The organism is Actinomadura rayongensis, assembly GCF_009831215.1.
GTDB lineage: Bacteria > Actinomycetota > Actinomycetes > Streptosporangiales > Streptosporangiaceae > Spirillospora > Spirillospora rayongensis.
Window position 1 is genome coordinate 963,509 of sequence record NZ_WUTW01000002.1, and the last position, 19,960, is coordinate 983,468.

A 19,960-nucleotide genomic window follows, 5' to 3' on the forward strand; every position below is an offset into this window, starting at 1 on the left:
GTGAGCCCGATCAGAGCCAGCCGTTGCGGCGGAAGCCCCGGTAGAGGGTCAGGCAGATGGTGGCGATCACGCCGACGATCATCGGATAGCCGTAGCGCCAGTGCAGCTCGGGCATGTGGTCGAAGTTCATGCCGTACATCCCGGCGATCGCGGTCGGGACCATGAAGATCGCGCCCCAGGCCGAGATCTTCCGCATGTCCTGGTTGTCGGCGACGGTCACCTGCGTCATGTGCGCCTGGAGGATCGGGTTCAGCAGCTCGTCGTAGGACTCCACCAGCTCCCGGACGCGGGTCAGGTGGTCCTCGACGTCGCGCAGGTACTCCTTGATGTCGTCCGGGACGAACCGCCGCCCGGTCAGGTTGCGCAGCGGCCCCGCCAGCGGCCCGACGGCGCGCTTGAGCTGGATGACCTCGCGCTTCAGCCGGTAGATGCGACGGGCCTCGTCGGTGCGCTCGGGCGAGAACACCGTCTCCTCGACCTCGTCGATGTCCTCCTGGAGGGCCTCGGCGACGTTCACGTACCCGTCCACCACGCGGTCGGCGACGGCGTGCAGGACGGCGGCGGGCCCGAGCGACAGCCGCTCGGGCATCTCCTCCAGCCGCGCCCGGACGGTCGCCAGCTCCCCGTGCGCGCCGTGCCGGACGGTCACGACGAAGTCCGCGCCGCAGAACACCATCAGCTCGCCGGTCTCCACGACCTCCGCCTCCTCCGGCGGACGCCGCACGTACCCGACGGTCTTCATCACGAAGAAGTGCGTGTCGTCGTAGCGTTCCAGCTTCGGCCGCTGGTGGGCGTTGATGGCGTCCTCGACGGCGAGCGGGTGCAGGCCGAACACCTCGGCCAGCTCGGTCAGCTCGGCGGCGGACGGCTCGTGCAGCCCGACCCAGACGAACCCGGCGCTCTCCTCGTCGCCGGCGTCGAGGCGGCCGTCGCGGATGAGCCGGACGGCGTCGGCGACCGAGTCGGTGCAGACCCGGTGCCCGTCGATGTAGGCGGCCCAGTCGATCACCGCGGTGTCGCGGACGGCGGCGCGCGTCAGCCGCTCGGGCCTGCTGCGGGGCTTGAACAGCGACATCGTCGTACGCCCGGGACGTACACGCGTCATGGCCATGAGGTGCTCCTAACCGCCCGGTCGCACGCGCCTGCGCGCGCCCGGCCCGGTCAGTGCGGGGAGCGCGCGTGAGGGAGTGCGGCCGGACGCCGTGGGAGGGCGGTCGGTCGGACGACAGTCCCGCTCGGACTGTGAGGGTTCTCCGGCGAACTGCACGTATCACCAGGACTCATCCCGACCACCTCCTTCACCACCGTCGAGCGTCTCAAGACTCCTCGAACACTACCAGCCGACATATGAGACGCAGTTGACAACGCGGAAGTTGCCTCCGACCTCATCCGGGCGTTCCGGTTCGTACACCGGACCGTCCGTGACGGCGACCGCGCGCACGCGCGAAACCCGGCGGCGTGGGGCCGTGCGGACAGTCGGTAAGCTCCCCGTTCGTGCGAGTACTCGTCCTTGGATCGGGTGGCCGCGAGCACGCGCTCGCCCGCGCCCTGCGCCGCGACCCCGCCGTCACCGACCTGCACTGCGGGCCCGGCAACCCGGGGACGGCCGCCGTCGCGACCAACCACCAGATCGACCCGACCGACCCGTCCGCCGTGGTCGAGCTGGCCGGACGGCTCCGCGTCGACCTCGTCGTCGTCGGCCCGGAGGCGGTGCTCGTCGCGGGCGTCGGGGACGCGCTGCGCGCCGCCGGGATCGCCTGCTTCGGCCCGGACGCCGAGGCCGCGCGGATCGAGGGCTCCAAGGCGTTCGCCAAGGACGTGATGCGCTCCGCCGGGGTGCCGACCGCCGACGCGCGGGTCTGCGACTCGACGTCCGACGCCGAGGCCGCGCTCGACGCCTACGGCCCGCCCTACGTGGTGAAGGACGACGGGCTCGCGGCGGGCAAGGGCGTCGTCGTGACGTCCGACCGCGCCGCCGCGCTCGCGCACGCCGCCGCCTGCGACCGCGTCGTCGTGGAGGAGTACCTGGACGGCCCCGAGGTGTCGCTGTTCGCGCTGTGCGACGGCGTCAGCGCCGTCCCGCTGCTGCCCGCGCAGGACTTCAAGCGCGCGCTGGACGGCGACGAGGGCCCGAACACCGGCGGCATGGGCGCCTACACGCCGCTGCCGTGGGCGCCGGACGGCCTGGTGGACGAGGTGATGGCGACGGTCGTCCGGCCCACGCTGGACGAGCTGCGCTCCCGGGGCACGCCGTACGTCGGGGTGCTCTACGCGGGGCTCGCGCTGACCTCGGCCGGGGTGCGGGTCGTGGAGTTCAACGCGCGGTTCGGGGACCCGGAGACGCAGGTCGTCCTGGACCGGCTGGCGACGCCGCTCGGCGGGCTGCTCCAGGCGTGCGCGCTCGGCGTCCTCAACCCGTCGACGGCGCTGGAGTGGACGCCGGGCGCGGCCGTGACGGTCGTCGTCTCGGCGGAGGGCTATCCGGCCGCGCCGGTGAAGGGCGACGTCATCGCGGGCCTCGCCGAGGCGGACGCCGTCGCCGGCGCGTACGTGCTGCACGCGGGCACCACCGTGAACGACGAGAACCTGCTCGTCGCGAACGGCGGACGCGTGCTGAACGTCGTCGGCACGGGCGCGGACGTCGCGGCGGCGCGCGCGGCGGCCTACGCGGCGCTCGGCAAGCTGAAGATGCGCGGCGGCCACTACCGCACCGACATCGCCGCCCAGGCGGTCGGCTGACCCGCGCGGGCGGCGGGGCCTCAGGGCTGACCTGCGCGGGCGGGGGCGGCAGGCCCTGAGGGCTGACCCGCAGGGGCGGGGGCGGCGGGCCCCTGAGGGCTGACCTGCGCGGGCGGGGGCGGCGGGCCTCGCGCGGTGATCGCCCCGCGCGGGCGGGGGCGGCGTTGCCGGGGGCGTGCGGATCGGGGATGATCGCCCGATTACATGATTACCCCGCTGGTCGGAGCTTCGCATGGCCTCGCACACCCCCGTCCCTCCCCTCGACGCCGAGGATCAGGCGTACCGGGTCACCACCCTGGAACTGTTCTTCGACCTCGTCTTCGTCTTCGCGCTCACCCAGCTCACCGGCGTCTTCACCCACCACCTGAACCCGGCCGGGCTGGCGCAGATCGTGATCATGTTCGGCGTCCTGTGGTGGATGTACGCCGGGTACGCGTGGCTGACCAACACGCTCGCGCCGACGACGCCCGGACGGCGGCTGCTCGTCCTCGTCGGCATGGGCGGGTTCTTCATGGTCGCGCTCGCCACCCCCACCGGATTCGGACGCGGCGGGATCTTCTGGGGCGTCGGCTATCTCGTCCTGGTCAGCGCGCACGCCGCGCTCTACAGCCGGGAGAACCCGCAGATCTTCAAGGTGCTGCCCGCGAACGTCCTGGCCGGCGGGCTGATCGTCACGGCGGGCGTGCTGGCGGACGGCCCGGCGGTGTGGGTGCTGTGGACGCTCGCGCTGGTCGTCCCGATCGTGCAGCCCTACCTCGTCCCGGCGGGCGGACGGTTCCGGCTCCGCCCAGCGCACATCGTGGAACGCCACGGCCTGCTCGTCATGATCACGCTCGGCGAGTCGATCGCGGCGATGGGCGCGGGCGCGGCGGCGCTGGAGCTGGACGCGGGGCTCGTCCTCGCCGTCCTGCTCGGCCTCGCGCTCGCCGCCGCCCTCTGGTGGACGTACTTCGGCGGCGACGACGAGCGCGCCGAGGAGAAGCTGACCGAGGCGGGCGAGGTCCACCGCGTCCAGCTCACGATGTACGGCTACTTCTACGCCCACATTCCGCTGCTGGTGGGCGTCCTGGTGCTGGCCGCCGGACTCAAGAAGGCCGTCGGGCACGCGGCCGACCACCTGCACACCGGCCCCGCGCTGGCCCTCGGCGGCGGCCTCGCGCTCTACCTCGCGGGCGACGCGCTGTTCCGGCGGATCATCGGGATCGGGCCGTCCAAGATCAGGCTGGGCGCGGCGGTCGCGAGCCTCGCGGCCGTCCCGGCGGGGCTGTGGGCGGCGGGCGCGGAGCTGGCCCTGCTCACGGCGGTGCTCGTGATCGCGCTGCTCGCCGAGCATCGAGCCGGACGCGAGCACGCGGAACAACCTGCGACAATCGAGCCGTGATCGAACGGTACACACTTCCGGAGATGGGCCGCGTCTGGAGCGACGCGCACAAGTACGAGCTGTGGTGCCGGGTGGAGACCCTCGTGGTCGAGGCCCACGCCGCCGCGGGGACGATCCCCGCCGACGTCGTGGAGCCCGTCCGCAACGCGCCGCCGCCCACCCCGGAGGCGGTGCACGCGATCGAGGCCGTCACCCAGCACGACGTGATCGCGTTCCTGTCGGCGTGGGCGGACAACACCGAGCCGCGCGAGGCCGCCCGGTTCGTCCACTTCGGCATGACCTCGTCGGACCTGCTGGACACCGCGCTGGCCCTCCAGCTCGTCGAGGCGACCGACATCCTGCTGGACAAGGCCGACCGGCTCGTCGTGACGCTGCGCGACCACGCGCTGGAGCACCGCGCGACGCTGCGCGTGGGCCGGACGCACGGCATCCACGGCGAACCGGACGTCTGGGGCCACCGCGTCGCCGACTTCGCCTTCGCGATGGCCCGCTCCCGGGACCGGCTGCGGCGGGCGCGGGAGGCGGTCGGCGTGATGGCGATCTCCGGCGCCGTCGGGACGTACTCCAACATCGACCCGGCGATCGAGCGGCACGTCGCCGAGCGCCTGGACCTTCAGCCCGCCGACGTGTCCACGCAGGTCGTGCTGCGCGACGGCATCGCCGAGTGGACGTCCGCGCTGGCGATCATGGCGACGGTGTGCGAGGCGATCGCGCTGGAGGTCCGGCACGGGCAGCGCACCGAGGTCCGCGAGCTGTGGGAGCCGTTCGGCAAGGGCCAGAAGGGCTCGTCGGCGATGCCGCACAAGAAGAACCCGATCATCTCCGAGCGGCTGGCGGGGATGGCGCGGATCGTGCGGGCGCAGATCGTCCCGGTCATGGAGGGCATTCCGCTGTGGCATGAGCGGGACATTTCGCACTCGTCCACCGAGCGGATCGCGCTGCCGGACGCGTCCATCGCGCTCGATTACATGCTGAACCTGACGAACCGGCTCATGTCCGGCCTGGTGGTAGATAAGGCGCGGATGCAGGAGAACCTGGAGTCGACCGGCGGGCTGATCTATACGTCCACCGTCCTGCTGGAGCTGGTCGAGGCCGGGATGTCCCGCGACGACGAGGCGTACCCGCTCGTCCAGCGCGCCGCGATGCGCACCTGGGAGACGGGCGTCCCGTTCCGCGCGACGCTGCGCGAGGAGGCCGCCGCGGCGGGGCTCGCGCTGGACGAGGCGCGCCTGGACGAGGTGTCGCGTCCCGAGCGGTTCGTGGCGCGCCTGGCCCCGATGTTCGACCGTTTGGCAGCCTTGACCTAATCCCGCCGGAACAGGAGACGGCCGTTGACCGCGACCCTCACCGGGCTCACCGTGTACCCGCTGAAAAGCGGCGGGGGCACTCCGCTGACGACCGCCGGGCTGGTGTCCCGGGGGCTCCGGCACGACCGGGAGTTCATGCTCGTCGACTCCGACGGCCGTTTCCTGTCCCAGCGCACGTCCCCGGAGATGGCGCTGCTGCGGCCCGCGTTCGACGGCGAGGCCTTGACGGTGGCCGCGCCGGGCGCCGCCGAACCGCTCGTCCACAAGGCGACGGCGGACGGCCCGGTGCGCGCGGTGACCGTCCACGGCAAGGACTGCTCAGGCGTCGACCAGGGCGACGAGGCCGCGCTGTGGTTCGGGTCGGTGCTCGGGCTGGACTGCCGGCTCGTCCGGTTCACCGGGCACCGGGCGACGTCGCTGGGCGGCGGCGAGCTGATGTTCGCCGACGGCTACCCGCTGCTGGTGATCTCCGAAGAGTCCCTGGACGACCTGAACGCGCGGCTGGACGCGCCGCTGCCCATGGACCGGTTCCGCCCGAACCTCGTGCTGCGCGGGCTCGGCGCGTACGGCGAGGATCGGGTGCGGCGGCTGCGGGTGGGCGGGGCGTTGATCGAGATGGTCAAGCCGTCCGCCCGCTGCGTGATCACCACGATCGACCAGCGCACCGCCGAGCGGGGGCGCGAGCCGCTGCGCACGCTCGCGACCTACCGGATGCAGGATCAGGGCCTGCGGTTCGGGCACAACGCCGTCCCGCGGTCGTCCGGGACGCTGACGGTCGGCGACCCGGTCGAGGTGCTGGACGCCTGACCCCGGGTGCGGGTCCGTTTTCATGATCAACTTAGACTGCGGGAAGCGCGTTCGCGTTCCGTTCCGTCCGGATCGGGACAGAACGGAACGATCGAGGTACACGGATCATCTGAAAACACCAGAGAGTGGGTAAACCGGGCGCGCTCGGGGCGCTTCGCCACCGATCCGGTGGTTTACTGGGGCTGCGTTCACACCGCAGGGGGCGTCCCTGGCACGCCCGCGATCCCGAGCCCGCGATTTCCGCGCCGGGCGGGCGGATCCGATTTCCCGCTCCGGCATGCATCCGTTTCCCGCAGCTAAGGAGTCACATGCGCATCAGTGGACTGGAGGCCCGAGCCGCACACCGGGCCGGGAGGCCCGCCACGGGGGAGGCGCGACGGCGTCGCGAGCGCGCGGGGAGCGCCGCGTGACCGCCGGTCAGGAGGTCCGCTACCGGATCCGCGGCGGACGGCGGCTGGACGGGACCGTCTTCATCCAGGGCGCGAAGAACGCCGTGCTCCCGATGATCGGCGCGTCGCTGATGGCGTCCGAGGGACGCACCGTGCTGCGCAACGTCCCGATCATCGAGGACGTGCGCCGCGCCGTCGAACTGGCCCAGGCCCTCGGGGCCAAGGCCGAGCTGCACGAGGCCGAGCGGACGCTGGTCATCGACGCCTCCACGCTGTCGAGCCCGGTGCTGCCCGCCGAGATCGCCGCGCGGTTCCGCGGCTCGTTCCTGTTCGTCCCGGCGCTGCTGCACCGGCTGGGCGAGGCGGTCATCGAGGGCGTCGGCGGATGCAACCTCGGCAGCCGCAACCTGGACTTCCACTACAACGGCTTCAAGCGCATGGGCGCGACCGTCACCGAGCAGATGGCGGGCGACGACGGCGTCATCCACATCAAGGCCGGCGACCTGCGCGGCGGCACCCTCTACTGCGACACCCCCTCGCACACCGGCACCGAGAACCTGATCATGGCGGCGGCGCTCGCGCACGGCACCACATTGATCAAGAACGCGGCGCTGGAGCCCGAGGTCCTGGACAACATCGCCTTCCTCCAGGCGATGGGCGCGAAGATCAGCGGCGGCGGGACGGGCTTCATCACCGTCGAGGGCGTCGACGGGCTGCGCGCGGTCGAGCACACCGTCATGCCGGACCGGATCGACGCCGGCGTCTTCGTGATGGCCGCGGCGATCACCGGCGGCGAGCTGAACCTCGTCGGCGCCGCGCTGGAGCACCTCGGCGTCGCCGGGGACAAGCTGGAGCAGATGGGCGTCGAGTTCCACCAGCAGGGCGCGGTGCTGCACGTCCGGCGGGACCGTCCGCTGCGCCCGATCAACGTGATCACCGACGAGTACCCGGGCTTCGCGACGGACCTCCAGTCGCCGATCATGGCGGTGTCCTGCTTCGCGGACGGCCCGTCCTACATTTACGAGCGCATTTTCGACGGCCGCTTCAAGCTCGCGGACGAACTCCGCAAGATGGGCGCCGACATCGAGGTCAACGGCAACCGCGCGAAGGTCCTCGGGGCCACCCCGCTGCGCGGCGCCGAGGTCGAGGCGCACGACCTGCGGTGCGGGAGCGCGCTCGTCCTCGCCGGGCTCGCGGCCGAGGGCGAGACGACGATCACGTCCGCGTACTACTTGGACCGCGGCCATGCCCACACGGCCGAGCGGCTTTCGCAGGCCGGGGCCGACATCGAACGCGAAGTCGGCTAACAGAACCGGTCAAGAGCCGTGTTAACCGCCCGGCGAGGGCGATACCGTACCTCGCCGGGCGGATCCGTCGTTCTTTCCCGTGACCGAAGCCGGGATGGACGGTCGCCCGCGTCCGCTCCGACCGAATCGGCCTCCCACCGGCCGTGTGCGGACACTATGACGGCCGGGCCAGGCGCCTCGCACGTTTTCGGGTCTTGTCTTTTAACTTCGGACACCCGAAGATGCAGGATCAAGGCTGGCCGAATGGTGACAAATTACTTCCCAGGGGGTCGCGTAGGTTACTTTTTCGCCGCACTCTTGATTCGATTTCGCGTCCGGGCGCCACGAGCTGGCACCCTGGCCCGATCCGTCCACTGAGGAACGAATCGCACGGGAACTGCGGTGCTGGGTCACAAGGCAGGGGCGAAAAGCCATGAGTCAACCATTGGGCGGAGCGTGCGCGAACGCAGGGCCGGAGCCGGAGCGGGACCCCCCGGCAGGCCGGGAAGCGAGCGGTCACCGATGACCACGGCGCGAGCGGGCGGGATCACTCCCGACCTCACGATCGGCGTCGTCGGCCCGCATGACCTGGTCGAACGCGTCATGCTCATGGGGCACGGCCCGACCCCGGTGCCGTCGCGGCTGGTCGCCGCCGCGTACCGGGACGAGCAGGAGGCCGCCGACAAGGTCGTCCGGCTCGGCACCGGCGTGGACGTCTGCCTGTTCGCCAGTCCCGTCCCCTACGACTTCGCGCGCAAGGCCGGGGTGCTGACCATGCCCGCGACCTACGTCCCGCTGAACGGCGCCGCGCTCCAGGGCGCCCTGCTGCGCGCCTCGCTGGACGAGCGCTTCGACCCCACGCGGGTCAGCATCGACGTCCTCGGCCGCGCGGAGGTCGAGGAGGCGTACGCCGAGATCAGCCTCGGCACCGAGCAGGTCCACCTGCGCGAGGAGGCCGCCGGGCCGGGCACGCTCGCCGCGTTCCACGAGCGGCTGTGGCGGCGCGGGGCCACGACGGTCGCGATGACGTGCGTCCACGCGACGGCGGAGCGGATGGAGCTGGCCGGGGTGCCGACGATCCGCGTCCGCCCGACCGGCGCCGCGATCCGCAGCTCGCTCCAGACGGCCGCGCTGCTCGGCGCGCACCACCGGCTGGAGGAGTCGCAGCTCGTGACCGTCCTCGTGGACGTCCCGACGCTGCGCGAGACGCCCCGCCGCGTCACCCCGCGCTACTGGCGGGACGAGCTGAAGCTCGCGCTGCACCGCGTCCTGCTCCAGGAGGCGCACCGGATGAACGCCTCGGTGTGGCCGCTGGACGACCACAGCTACCTCGTCATCGCGACGCGCGGGTCGGTGACGGCCGGGACGGAGGGGTTCCGGACGCCGCCGTTCGTGGAACGCGTCCGCGAGGAGCTGGGCCTCGCCATCGAGGTCGGCATCGGCATGGGCCGGACGGCGCACGAGGCCGAGTCGCACGCCCGCGCGGCGCTGGCCCGGTCGCAGAGCTCGCAGCGGGCGCAGGGCTTCACGCTGGACCGCGACGGGCGCGCGCTCGTCCCGGCGCCGCGCACCCCGCCCCGCACGCCGCCGCAGGCCAAGCCCAAGGGCCTGGAGATCCTCGCCCGGCTCGCCGACAAGCTCGGCGACCAGGAGCAGCCGCTGATCGTGGACGCCGAGAACGCCGGCCGGATGCTCGGCGTCACGCCGCGCACCGCCCGCCGCCTGCTGCGCACGCTCGTGGAGGAGGGGCTCGCCTGGCCGCTGCCGCCGAACCGGACGCCGCAGCCCGGGCGTCCGCGCCAGCTCTACCGGCTGATCGTGGAGAAGCTCGGGCCGCGCGCGTGATCCGTCGCCCGCGTCACACCCGGTGCGGGTAGGCGCGGGCGACGGCCAGGAACGCGTCGTTCTCCTCCGGCGAGCCGATCGAGACCCGGACGCCGTCCGGCGCGAACGGCCGGACGCTCACGCCGCTCGCGTCGCATGTGGCGGAGAACTCCTGCGTGCGGTCGCCGAGGGCGAGCCAGAGGAAGTTGGCCTGGGTGGGCGGGATCGTCCAGCCGTCTTTGCGCAGCTCGTCGACGACGCGGGTGCGCTCGGCGACCGTCGCCTCGACGCGGGCGACCAGCTCGTCCGTGGCGCCGAGCGAGGCGACGGCGGCGGCCTGCGCGATCGAGTTGACGCTGAACGGCAGGTAGGTCTTGCGGATCGCGGCGGCCACCTCGGGGTGCGCGACGAGGAACCCGATGCGCAGGCCCGCCAGCCCGTACGCCTTGGAGAACGTGCGGAGCACCACGACGTTCGGGCGGCCCTCGGCGAGGTCCAGGGCGTCGGGGACGCTCTCGTCGCGGACGTACTCGCGGTAGGCCTCGTCCAGGACGACGAGGCAGTCGGCGGGCACCCGGTCCAGGAAGGTCGTCAGCGCGTCGCGTCCGACGACCGTGCCCGTCGGGTTGTTCGGATTGCAGACGAAAATCAGGCGAGTGCGCGGGGTGATCGCCGCGGCCATCGCCTCAAGATCGTGGACCTCGTCTCTTAGCGGGACCTGCACGCTGGTCGCCCCCGAAAGCGCGACGAGCAGCGGATACGCCTCGAAGCTCCGCCACGCGTACAGAATCTCCGCGCCTTCCTCGGCCACGGCCTCCAGCAGCATCTGCGCGACGCCCACCGACCCGCACCCGACCGCGACCCGCTCCGCCGCGACCCCGTACCGCTCCGCGATGGCGTCGATCAACGCGGTGGCGCTGTTGTCGGGGTACCGGTTGACGTCCCGCGCCGCCTCCATGATCGCCTTCTGGACGGACGGCAGCGGCTCGTGCGGCGACTCGTTGGACGAGAGCTTGAAGGACCGTCCGTCCGGCGACAGGGCGACCTTGCCCGGCTTGTAGGCCGCGAACCGGTCGAGGACGGAACGGAAACGGGGCGTGATGGCCTCGGACACCGTGGGCTCCCGTGGGGTGGTGGATGGATGGGCGCGCCGACCAGCTTAGGACCGCCCCTTACCGCGCACCACGCCTATTCCGGGCGGTCACGCAGCGTGTTCGTCCCGGCTGAGCAGCCAGCACACGGCGACGATCCGCACGAACTCGAAGTCCCGCGTGCTCTCCGGCCACCACCCGCGATTGAACGCGTCCTCGGCGAACCGGCAGAGATACGCCATCAACTCGTCGTGCCCCGTCACCCCGAGCGTGGCCCGGATCTCGGCCACGTGCTGGTCCACGGCGGCGGCGAGCCCCGGCACGGTCGACATCTCCGCGACACCGGCGTCCCCGATGTCCCGGACGAGCACCGCCAGCTCACCAGACATATCCCCATCCATGGCCCCCAAAGCTAGCAACGCCCACCCCGTGCCAGCACCCACCGCCCACCCACCCCCACCCGACAAAACCCCAGGTCAAACCCCCTTTCCCCCACACCCCACCCAAAAAAGATCTTCCAAACGTCCACCCCCGCACCCCACCGCCGACCTCCCCCGTCCGGCCACTGCGGCGACCGCCGCCGCATCACCGACCCTGATCACACCGGTAGTGCAGAGAGACCCCGAGCGAAGACAAGAGGAAACGCTCCCTGGACCCGGCCGGGTGTAGGGCAGCGCGAGCCGACCCGGGGCATGAGGGATCAAGGACCGAGCGGTGAGACGCGTATCTCTCGCCCGGTCTTCGGGTACGGAGGGGCGACAGAAGGCGAACTCACGTGGCTCTAGACCGTCTGCTTCCGTCAATCACGTTCGATCTGGGCCCTCTGACGACCCATCATCAGAATCGATCCTGCGCCCCAGGAAGTATCTCTCGGTACGGAAGCCTCCGCGAGCCGGCCTGGTCAAACCGGCGACCACCCAAGCGGTGGCCAGGGCGCCTCCACCAAGTCCCAGCGAGAGCAGGACGAAAGGTCGGCTGGAAGCCCGTGCGCCGTCACAGTCAGGGGGGGCTAGAAAAGACGTGACGTCGTACGTGCTCGCGTCTGAGTTCCCGAAGAAAACCGTGCCGCACGAGTAACCGTCGCGGTGAATCGGCCTGCACCCGAGGAACACTCCGATGACAAGCAGCACACCTCCGACGATGCTCAGCCTCGTCACGACCGTCCGCGTTCTCTGCATGGCCCGCACCTTGGCATGCGCAAAGCGGGTGCGTCACGGGTTTGCCCTAACCGGACGGGCGAGCAGGCATTCCGCACAGTGGTCCGGCGGCCTGCACGTCCGGCGGCCACCGCGCGACCACACCGCCGCTCTGGACTCATCGCCCCATGGCGTGCCCCGCCGGCACGCCGCGCCGCATCAGCGGAACTCGTGGACCACCTGGATCTCGCCGACGATGTGGGCGTTGAAGTCGTCCAGCTCCTCGGCCGGAACCCACAGCTCGAGGATCGTCTTTCCGCCGGCCTGCCGGACGGGATACCGGCTCAAGAACTCCGACTCGACCTCGAAACGAGTGACGAACCCGGCGCCGTCGTGCTTCACGTTCCAGTCCCGCGCGATCCTGACCGCGTAGTCCTCATTGAGAACCGGGTAGAAGATCGGCTGCTCGGGCAGCCGCGGCGGCCACGCACGCCAGTCCAACTCCCGAACCAGCTCCAGCTCCCTCGGCCCGGTAGGGCGCCACAGGGTCGTCGTCGCTCGCCGGCTGGTCATCTGGCATCGCTCTCTGAACGTGGCCCGCCGGCACGGCAGACCGGGAACCCGGACGATACCGACGCGCGAACTCGTCGGCTATGCATTTTCATGCCCTGGCCAGCAGTTGGGGGACAGTCCATAATTGCGCGACAGGTGAAATAGTCCGAAAATAATCAAGGCCCAGCACACGTGACCGCGCTCGGCCCGCGCCAGAAGGCAGGCCATCCGAGGACGAGGCGCGCTCTTCCCCCGTTGTGAGGTGCAGGTTGTCGTACAGGCCGAACGCCGCGTCCCTTCAGGTCGCCGCGATGGTGATCAGCTCCGCCGTGGCGGTCATCCTGCTCTCTGGAGGAAGTCGGTCCGCTGCACTAGAGAGCATCGCCTTCTTCATGGGCGCCGGGGGAATGATAGTGACGTTCTACCAGTGGCGGCGGCAAGGTGATCGGTGTGCGGCAGCGTTGACCATCGCCGCCTTCGGCACGTGGGCACTCGCGGTCGCCGTCGCCTCGGCCACCGGCTTCGACTCCGGAACTCTCGCCTTCTGGATCGCCGGCGCGGCTCTCCTCATCGGTTTCGGCGGCGGAGTGGTGACGCTGCTGCGCATGTACCGGGAGCGGGGCAGGGACAGTGAGGCTCCACCCGCCGAGCAGAGGTAACCGCTGACTCAGAAAACTGCGCGCCTGTTCACCCACACGTTCACGGGACCGGCACGGGAGCCTGAAAACAACCAAGGCCCAGGGTCGGAGACTTGTGTCTCTAGCCTGGGCCTTCTGTGTGGAGCGGGCGACGGGAATCGAACCCGCGTCGTCAGCTTGGAAAGAGCTTGGATCTTGCAGATCAGGATCGCTGACCTGGCGCTGCCCCGTATTGCAAGTGACCGCGATTACTCCTTGATCACCTCGGTTAATGGTCTGCTAATGGCCCGGTCCCCCCACGGCTGACCTTGGGAAGTCTTCCACCATCGTGGCCCACCGACCGGCAGGCCGCTCGTACACGAAGCCGCACCACCACAGCCGAGGGCAAGGGGACCCAGAGCGCAGGGCCGTCCACGGCCCGAGCACCGGAAGCCCCGCGGCGGCGATCGCCCCGACCACGCAACCCACCTCAGCCACGCTATGGCGATCGTAGGGCTGAGGTTACGAGCGATTCATTACGAGCCTGCCGAACGAGAGCCATACCCGTGCAGATCCGTCTCCTGGCGTGCTCTGGAGTCCTCCGACGCGTCTTGTGGCTCCACCCGTGTCCAGGTTCGTCCAGGACTGTGGTTGGCACCAGTGTTAGCGCTTCCGCCTGCCTTCGCCACGATCCGGAGGGCTTGTTCGCGCGAACGGCGAGCAAGGTGTGACAGGCAGTTTCGCGCGAACAAGTGCTCCGGGGCGCCGGGGCTGGGGCTGGGGCTGCGAAGCCTCTCGTTTGGGGCTCGTTCCACCCGCCTGACCGCCTACGCGCCACCTCTTCACCGAGTCTGATCCGGCCATGTTGGGCCATGCTCCGGTGTGTTGGCGTGGTTCGGGCGCGTTGGTCTTGGTTACCGGTGATGCTGTGGTCATGGACGGCCCGGGTCGTAGGCGACTGATCTGGTTTGCGCTGCTGCTTGTGGCGACGGGTGTGGTGGCGGCGGTGGTGCCGATGCTGCCGGAGTCGTGGCCGTTGGCGGTGCGGGCGCTGCTGGGGGTGTTGGGGGCGATCGCGGCGGGGGCTGCGGGCTCGTATGTCAGTGAAGTGATCACTGCCCGCCGCACGATCATGGAGGATCGTCGGGCGGCGGTGGCGGAGTTGGAGGCGCGGCGGGGCGCGTTGGTGGCGACCCGGGAGCCGGTTGCGTCCGATGACGTGAGTGTGGCGGGATTGCTGCGGCCTGAGCGCGCGGTTGTGGATTTCGTTGGGCGTGAGGATGAGCTGGCGCGGTTGCGGGCGTGGTGTGCCGATGAGGCGGCGTGTCCGGTGTGGCTGGTGACCGGGCGGGGCGGGGTGGGCAAGACCCGGCTGGGGCTGCAGTTGGCCGAGTCGCTGCCGTTTGAGCAGTGGGAGTGCCAGACGGTCAGACCGGGGGATGAGGTCGCGGCGGTGAAGGCCGCCAGCCAGGTGGGGCAGCGGGTGTTGCTGCTGGTCGACTACGCCGAGACCCGCCCGGAGCTGGCTGCGATGCTGACCGAGGTCGCGGCGCGTGAGGCGGCGGGGGATGCGCGCGGGTTGCGGGTGCTGCTGCTGGCCCGCCAAGCCGGGGAGTGGTGGACCGCACTTGATGTCGAGTCGGACGTGACGCGGGCGCTGGCGGCGCGGACCCCGGTACTGGAGTTGGTGGCGGCGCTGGACGATCAGCGTGACGACGCGCAGGTGATCGAGGAGGCGTTGCCGTTTTATGCGGCGGCGCGGGGGCGGCCGGTCCCGCAGATCAGGTTCACGGTCGACTCGGCGGTGCGGCTGCCGGTGCTGGTGTTGCATGCGGCGGCGCTGGTGGCGGTGCTGGACGAGGAGGCGGGCAGCAGCGGGGGGCGAGCGGCGGCGGATCTGGGGGTCCTGGATCGGCTGTTGGGGCATGAGCGCCGGCTGTGGGACAAGACCGCCCGCAAGGCCGGGCTGACGGTTGCTCTACCGGTGTTGCAACAGGTGATCGCGGCGGCGGTGCTGCTGCTGGACGTGCAAGAGGGCGAAGAGGCCACCGTCCGGCGGATGATCCGGCGCATCCCGGACCTGGCGGGTGCCGATGAGGAGCGGGTGGGAGCGCTGGCGCGGTGGCTGCGGCAGCTGTATCCCGGCGAAGGCGGGCGGGTGGATGTGTTGCGGCCGGACCTGTTGGCCGAGCGGCATGCCAGCGACCAACTCGCCGGGCACCAGTTGTTGCGGCGGGCCTGTTTCACCGGCCTGGAGCTGTCCCAGGCGGTGCAGGCGTTGACGGTGCTAACTCGCGCCTGCGCCCATCATGACCGTGCCCCTGAGCTGCTTGACCAGGTGTTGCGGGAGAACCTGATAGGGCTGGCCGATGCGGCGATCGTGGTCGCCGTCCAGACCGGTACCCGGCTGGGTGATCTGCTGGCCAGTGTGTTGGAGGATGTCCCAGCCCGGGTGGAAGATCTTGGGCACATCGCCGAGCAGATCCCTTATCCCACGGTGGCGTTGGCCGCCGCAGATGCGGCGGTCACCCGCCGGGTGCGGGAGCTGCTGCCTGCCGACGCCGACCCCGCGGACCTCGCCCGCTGGAGTGGACAACTCGCAGTCGTCCTGGCCCAGTTGGGCCAGCGGGAGGAGGCGCTGGAGGCCATCACCGAGGCGGTCGCGGTCTATCGCACGCTCGCCGAGGCCCGCCCCGACGCCTTCCTGCCCAACCTGGCCATGTCGCTGAACAACCAGTCCAATCACCTGGCGGATCTGGGGCTACGAGAGGAGGCGCTGGAGGCCATCACCGAGGCGGTGGCNNNNTGTCGCTGAACAACCAGTCCAATCACCTGGCGGATCTGGGGCTACGAGAGGAGGCGCTGGAGGCCATCACCGAGGCGGTGCAGATTCGCCGCACGCTCGCCGAGGCCCGCCCCGACGCCTTCCTGCCCGACCTGGCCATGAGTCTTGTTGTGATGGGGAGGGCATTGGTTGACCTCGATCGAGTCCAGGAAGGAACGCGGCACCTCATTGAGGGACTTGCGATAGCTGCGGACCGTGATCTACAAGAACTGGCACGCGCCTGCGTCGAATTCCTCCGGCACGCCCATGTGCAGGATGCCGATGCGGTCACCGCTACTTGGCGTCAAATCGCGGGTGGGGATCCTCCTCAGTGGCTTCAGTAGGCCCAGCGCGTGACAAGGCCGGTCGGCCGGGGCGGGACCGGCCCGGAGAGGCCGCACGCCCGGCCCGGACGGCCGGCGGCGGACCGCGTAGCGGGTCGCCCCTGAACACGTAGAGAAGGTTCTCGTCCGGCGCTGAGCCTTCGCGGTGCGGCCGAGTGGCCAGTCGTCGTTCCGGTAGGACCGTGCTGGCGGAAGCCGAGCGCGATGACGGCGCGGCAGGGTTGCTGGTTGCCCGTTTGTTGCAGGACGGGCACGGAAGGCCAGAAATGATCAAGGCCCAGGTTCGGAGACGTGTTCTCTGAACTGGGCCTTCTGTGTGGAGCGGGCGACGGGAATCGAACCCGCGTCGTCAGCTTGGGAAGCTGAAGTTCTACCATTGAACCACACCCGCACGACGAGGCTCGAGGTCCCGCCTGCCCGGTCAGCTTACCGGAAAGTCGTGGGTTGCGCAGACGGGTCAGCCCCGTCGTGTGCCGGGTCGGGTTAGCCCCGTCGCGTGCCGGTCGGGCCCCCGCCGTGTGTGAGCATGGTGGAGGCTGTAGTTTTTGGCGCGTGCTGCTTTCCGATCGCGACATCAGGGCCGAGATCGACGCCGGACGGGTCAAGATCGATCCGTTCGGGCCCGAGATGGTCCAGCCGTCCAGTGTGGACGTCCGGCTCGACCGGTACTTCCGGGTGTTCGAGAACCACCGATATCCGCATATTGATCCGGCGATCGAGCAGCCCGACCTCACACGTCTGGTCGACGTGAAGCCGGACGAGGCGTTCGTGTTGCATCCGGGTGAGTTCGTTCTCGCGTCCACATACGAGGTGTTCGCGTTGCCGGACGATCTTGCTGCGCGGCTCGAGGGGAAGAGTTCGCTGGGGCGGCTCGGGCTGCTCACGCACTCAACGGCCGGGTGGATCGATCCGGGGTTCAACGGGCATGTGACGTTGGAGCTGTCGAACGTCGCCACGTTGCCGATCAAGCTCTGGCCGGGCATGAAGATCGGGCAGATGTGCCTGTTCCGGACGAGTTCGCCCGCCGAGTATCCGTACGGGTCACCCAAGTACGGGTCGCGATATCAGGACCAGCGCGGGCCGACGCCGTCGCGGTCGTATCTGAACTTCCACCGCACGGAGATTTGACCGCCGCTTCTTCGGGGCGGGTAGTTTCGAGCGATGCGTAACGCAGCCCCCCGCCTTACTGTCGCTTCGCTGCCGGGCTGGAGAGTCCGGTGGTTCTGAACTGGGATGTTCCTCGCGTCCCGGTCGGTCGCTGGTTCGCCGAAGGGGCTTCCTGGTCCGTCGCTCATGGAGGCGTGTTCTTCGACGGGGTTGCGACCGTCGTGACGGACCTGGTGGACGGCCTGTCCGGCATACTTACGTTTTTTCCACCGCTCGTCCTAGCCGCGTTGCTCGCCGCGGGAGCGTACGCGGCGCGCGGGTGGCAGTTTGGGTTGTTCACGTTCGCCGGGTTCGCGCTGATCGATGGGATGCGGTTGTGGCGGCCCGCTATGGACTCGTTGTCGCTGGTCACGGCGTCGGCTGTCGTCGCGCTGGTTGTCGCGGTGCCGGTCGGGTTCGTCGTGCGGTACGCGGTGGTGAAGCGGGTCGTGCGGCCCGTCCTGGACGCCGTGCCTTCGGTGCCGGTGTTCGTCTATCTCGTCCCGGCTGCGTTCCTGTTCGGCATCGGGACGGCGCCCGGTGTTGTCGCTACGGCCGCAGTCGCGCTTCCGGCCGCAGTAAGGCTCGTCGAGTCGGGGCTGCGGGATCGGCCGGATCCCGGGGAGGCGAACCGGATCGTTGTTCCGGCTTTGGGGATGGTCGTCACGGCCGGACTGGTCGGTGCGGGTGGGCTCGGTGGCGTCGTCCTGACCGGGCTGGACCGTGTCAGTGCCGCCACCGGGTTCGAGGGCGCTCTTGCGATCGTGGTGCTCGCCGTTTTTCTCGATCGGGTCACGCGCGTCGGCGCGCGGCCGGTGGAGGCGGCGTTCGCGGGGAATGATGAGCGGCATGGCGAACGAGCAGCCTGACCTGCGCACGGAGACCGCGCAGAACGCCCGGGTCTGGAACTACTGGCTCGGCGGTAAGGACAACTTCACCGCCGACCGGCTGGTCGGCGACCGCGTCTACCGCATGTATCCGAGCATCGTCCAGGTCGCCCGCGCGGACCGGGCGTTCCTCGGCCGCGCGGTGCGGTTCCTCGCCGGGGAGCGCGGCGTCCGGCAGTTCCTCGACCTCGGGACCGGCCTGCCGACCGCCGACAACACCCACGAGGTCGCGCAGCGCGTCGCGCCCACCGCCCGCGTCCTGTACGTGGACAACGATCCGCTCGTCCTGCGGCAGGCGCGGACGCTGCTGACCAGCACGCCCGAGGGCGCGACCGACTACATGGAGGCCGACGTCCGCGACACCGAGGCCGTCCTCGCCCGCGCCCGCCGCACGCTGGAGCTGAACGAGCCCGTCGCGATCATGATGCTCGGCATCCTCAACTTCCTGCTGGACGACGACGAGGCGCAGGCGGTGGTGGACGACCTCGTCGCGGCGGTCCCGTCCGGCTCCTATGTCGCGATCACGCACCCGACGCTGGAACTCGGCGGCGACGCCAACACCGAGGCGATGGAGTTCTTCAACAGCAACGCCGAGCCGCCGCTCCGCGCCCGGACGGGAGCCCAGATCGCCGGCTTCCTGCACGGCCTGAACCTGGAGAAACCGGGCCTGGTGTCCTGCTCGCGCTGGCGCGCCCCGAAGCGCCGGGACGGCACCGAGCCCCCGCTCGTCGCCCAGTACGGCGCCGTCGCCCGCAAGCCCTGATCAGCGGCCCGCCGCGGTCGACGCGAGACGGCGCAGCGCGGTCTCGGACGGCGAGCCCGGTTCGACGGTGTGCGCGATGAAGACCTGGTCCGGGTCGTCCGGCAGCCGCAGCGTCTCGAAGCCCAGCTCCAGGTCGCCGACGACGGGATGCCGGTAGATGTACCGGCCGTGCGTCTTGTCCTTGAGGCGGTGTTCGGCCCAGAGCGTCCGGAAGTCGGCGCTGAGCGCGGACAGTTCCTCGACCAGCGCGGTCGTCGCCGGGTCGTCCGGACGGCGGGACGCGTCCAGCCGCAGGAACGCCACCACGTCCCCGGCCTTGCCGCGCCAGTCGACGTAGAGGTCGCGCAGCCGCGGGTCCAGGAAGATCAGCCGGGCGAGGTTGCGCTCGCGCGGCGGCAGCGCGCCGAAGTCGGTGAGCAGCGCGGACGCCGCCGGGTTCCAGGCGAGGACGTCGAGGTTGCGCCCGAGGATGTAGCCGGGGACGTCCCCCGCCTGGTCCAGCAGGCGCCGCAGCCCCGGCCGCACCTCCTGCGGCGATGCCGGGGCCGTGCCGGACGACGGCCGCGCCAGCCGGTGCAGATGGGCGCGCTCGGTCGGGTCCAGGCGCAGCGCGCGGGCGACCGCGTCGAGGACGGCGTCGGAGAAGTGCAGCGTCCGTCCCTGCTCAAGCCGGACATAGTGGTCCACGCTCACCCCGGCCAGCAGTGCCAGCTCCTCGCGCCGCAGGCCCGGGACGCGGCGGCGCCCGCCGTGGTCGGGCAGGCCGAGGTCGTCCGGACGGAGCCGCGCGCGGCGGGACCGGAGGAACGCGCCGAGTTCCGCCCGTCTGTCCAGTGCCATGCGGCCAGTATCGCGAAGGTGGTCACG

Annotated in this window: 16 protein-coding genes and 1 tRNA gene; 11 read left to right on the forward strand and 6 right to left on the reverse strand. The window is 70.7% G+C overall.

The window, feature by feature from the left end; translation table 11 throughout:
* Positions 1-10: 10 nt before the first annotated feature.
* Positions 11-1,111: a magnesium/cobalt transporter CorA gene (corA, locus tag GQ466_RS13720; protein ID WP_161103236.1), complete on the reverse strand. Its 1,101-nt coding sequence runs from the start codon at positions 1,109-1,111 to the stop codon at positions 11-13.
* Positions 1,112-1,494: 383 nt separating this feature from the next.
* On the opposite strand from corA, the gene purD reads away from it, so the two are divergent.
* From purD to GQ466_RS13750, 6 genes are all read left to right on the forward strand, one after another.
* On the forward strand, positions 1,495-2,739 hold the full coding sequence (gene purD / locus GQ466_RS13725; RefSeq protein WP_161103237.1) for a phosphoribosylamine--glycine ligase: 1,245 nt from the start codon (positions 1,495-1,497) through the stop codon (positions 2,737-2,739).
* A gap of 232 nt (positions 2,740-2,971) precedes the next feature.
* Positions 2,972-4,120: a low temperature requirement protein A gene (locus GQ466_RS13730; protein WP_161103238.1), complete on the forward strand. Its 1,149-nt coding sequence runs from the start codon at positions 2,972-2,974 to the stop codon at positions 4,118-4,120.
* On the forward strand, positions 4,117-5,427 hold the full coding sequence (gene purB, locus GQ466_RS13735; protein WP_161103239.1) for an adenylosuccinate lyase: 1,311 nt from the start codon (positions 4,117-4,119) through the stop codon (positions 5,425-5,427). The genes GQ466_RS13730 and purB overlap by 4 nt, the downstream gene beginning before the upstream one ends.
* Before the next feature lie 24 nt (positions 5,428-5,451).
* Positions 5,452-6,234 carry an MOSC domain-containing protein gene (locus GQ466_RS13740; RefSeq protein WP_161103240.1) on the forward strand — a complete coding sequence of 261 codons (783 nt, stop codon included), beginning with the start codon at positions 5,452-5,454 and terminating at the stop codon, positions 6,232-6,234.
* Positions 6,235-6,640: 406 nt separating this feature from the next.
* Positions 6,641-7,930, forward strand: a complete 1,290-nt coding sequence (gene murA, locus GQ466_RS13745; protein ID WP_161103241.1) for a UDP-N-acetylglucosamine 1-carboxyvinyltransferase — start codon at positions 6,641-6,643, stop codon at positions 7,928-7,930.
* A 567-nt stretch (positions 7,931-8,497) separates the two neighbouring features.
* Complete coding sequence (locus GQ466_RS13750) at positions 8,498-9,754, forward strand: transcriptional regulator (RefSeq protein ID WP_161103886.1); 1,257 nt, start codon at positions 8,498-8,500, stop codon at positions 9,752-9,754.
* A 13-nt stretch (positions 9,755-9,767) separates the two neighbouring features.
* Here GQ466_RS13750 and hisC read toward each other — a convergent pair whose 3' ends face one another.
* From hisC to GQ466_RS13765, 3 genes are all read right to left on the reverse strand, one after another.
* On the reverse strand, positions 9,768-10,847 hold the full coding sequence (gene hisC, locus GQ466_RS13755; protein WP_161103242.1) for a histidinol-phosphate transaminase: 1,080 nt from the start codon (positions 10,845-10,847) through the stop codon (positions 9,768-9,770).
* A gap of 87 nt (positions 10,848-10,934) precedes the next feature.
* Positions 10,935-11,213, reverse strand: a complete 279-nt coding sequence (locus GQ466_RS13760) for a DUF6401 family natural product biosynthesis protein (protein ID WP_161103243.1) — start codon at positions 11,211-11,213, stop codon at positions 10,935-10,937.
* Positions 11,214-12,179: 966 nt separating this feature from the next.
* Positions 12,180-12,533 carry a hypothetical protein gene (locus GQ466_RS13765; protein WP_161103244.1) on the reverse strand — a complete coding sequence of 118 codons (354 nt, stop codon included), beginning with the start codon at positions 12,531-12,533 and terminating at the stop codon, positions 12,180-12,182.
* Between the two features lie 290 nt (positions 12,534-12,823).
* Here GQ466_RS13765 and GQ466_RS13770 point away from each other — a divergent pair, with 290 nt between their 5' ends.
* Positions 12,824-13,171: a hypothetical protein gene (locus tag GQ466_RS13770; protein ID WP_161103245.1), complete on the forward strand. Its 348-nt coding sequence runs from the start codon at positions 12,824-12,826 to the stop codon at positions 13,169-13,171.
* 2,841 nt (positions 13,172-16,012) lie between these two features.
* Positions 16,013-16,297, forward strand: coding sequence for a hypothetical protein (locus GQ466_RS13780; protein WP_161103247.1), 285 nt, complete (start codon positions 16,013-16,015; stop codon positions 16,295-16,297).
* A gap of 317 nt (positions 16,298-16,614) precedes the next feature.
* On the opposite strand, the gene GQ466_RS13785 is transcribed toward GQ466_RS13780, so the two are convergent.
* Positions 16,615-16,688: transfer RNA gene (locus tag GQ466_RS13785), tRNA-Gly, on the reverse strand.
* A gap of 161 nt (positions 16,689-16,849) precedes the next feature.
* Between GQ466_RS13785 and dcd the strand changes: the two genes are divergently transcribed.
* The 3 genes from dcd to GQ466_RS13800 all read left to right on the forward strand — a co-directional run bounded on the left by dcd (position 16,850) and on the right by GQ466_RS13800 (position 19,093).
* Positions 16,850-17,425: a dCTP deaminase gene (gene dcd, locus GQ466_RS13790; RefSeq protein WP_161103248.1), complete on the forward strand. Its 576-nt coding sequence runs from the start codon at positions 16,850-16,852 to the stop codon at positions 17,423-17,425.
* A gap of 173 nt (positions 17,426-17,598) precedes the next feature.
* Entirely contained in the window at positions 17,599-18,312 is a 714-nt protein-coding gene (locus GQ466_RS13795) for a proline/glycine betaine ABC transporter permease (RefSeq protein WP_337193455.1), read from the forward strand.
* A complete protein-coding gene (locus tag GQ466_RS13800; RefSeq protein ID WP_161103249.1) occupies positions 18,293-19,093 on the forward strand; it encodes an SAM-dependent methyltransferase in 801 nt (266 codons plus the stop codon). The genes GQ466_RS13795 and GQ466_RS13800 overlap by 20 nt, the downstream gene beginning before the upstream one ends.
* On the opposite strand, the gene GQ466_RS13805 is transcribed toward GQ466_RS13800, so the two are convergent.
* Positions 19,094-19,933 carry a helix-turn-helix transcriptional regulator gene (locus GQ466_RS13805; protein ID WP_161103250.1) on the reverse strand — a complete coding sequence of 280 codons (840 nt, stop codon included), beginning with the start codon at positions 19,931-19,933 and terminating at the stop codon, positions 19,094-19,096.
* Between the last annotated feature and the right edge of the window lie 27 nt (positions 19,934-19,960).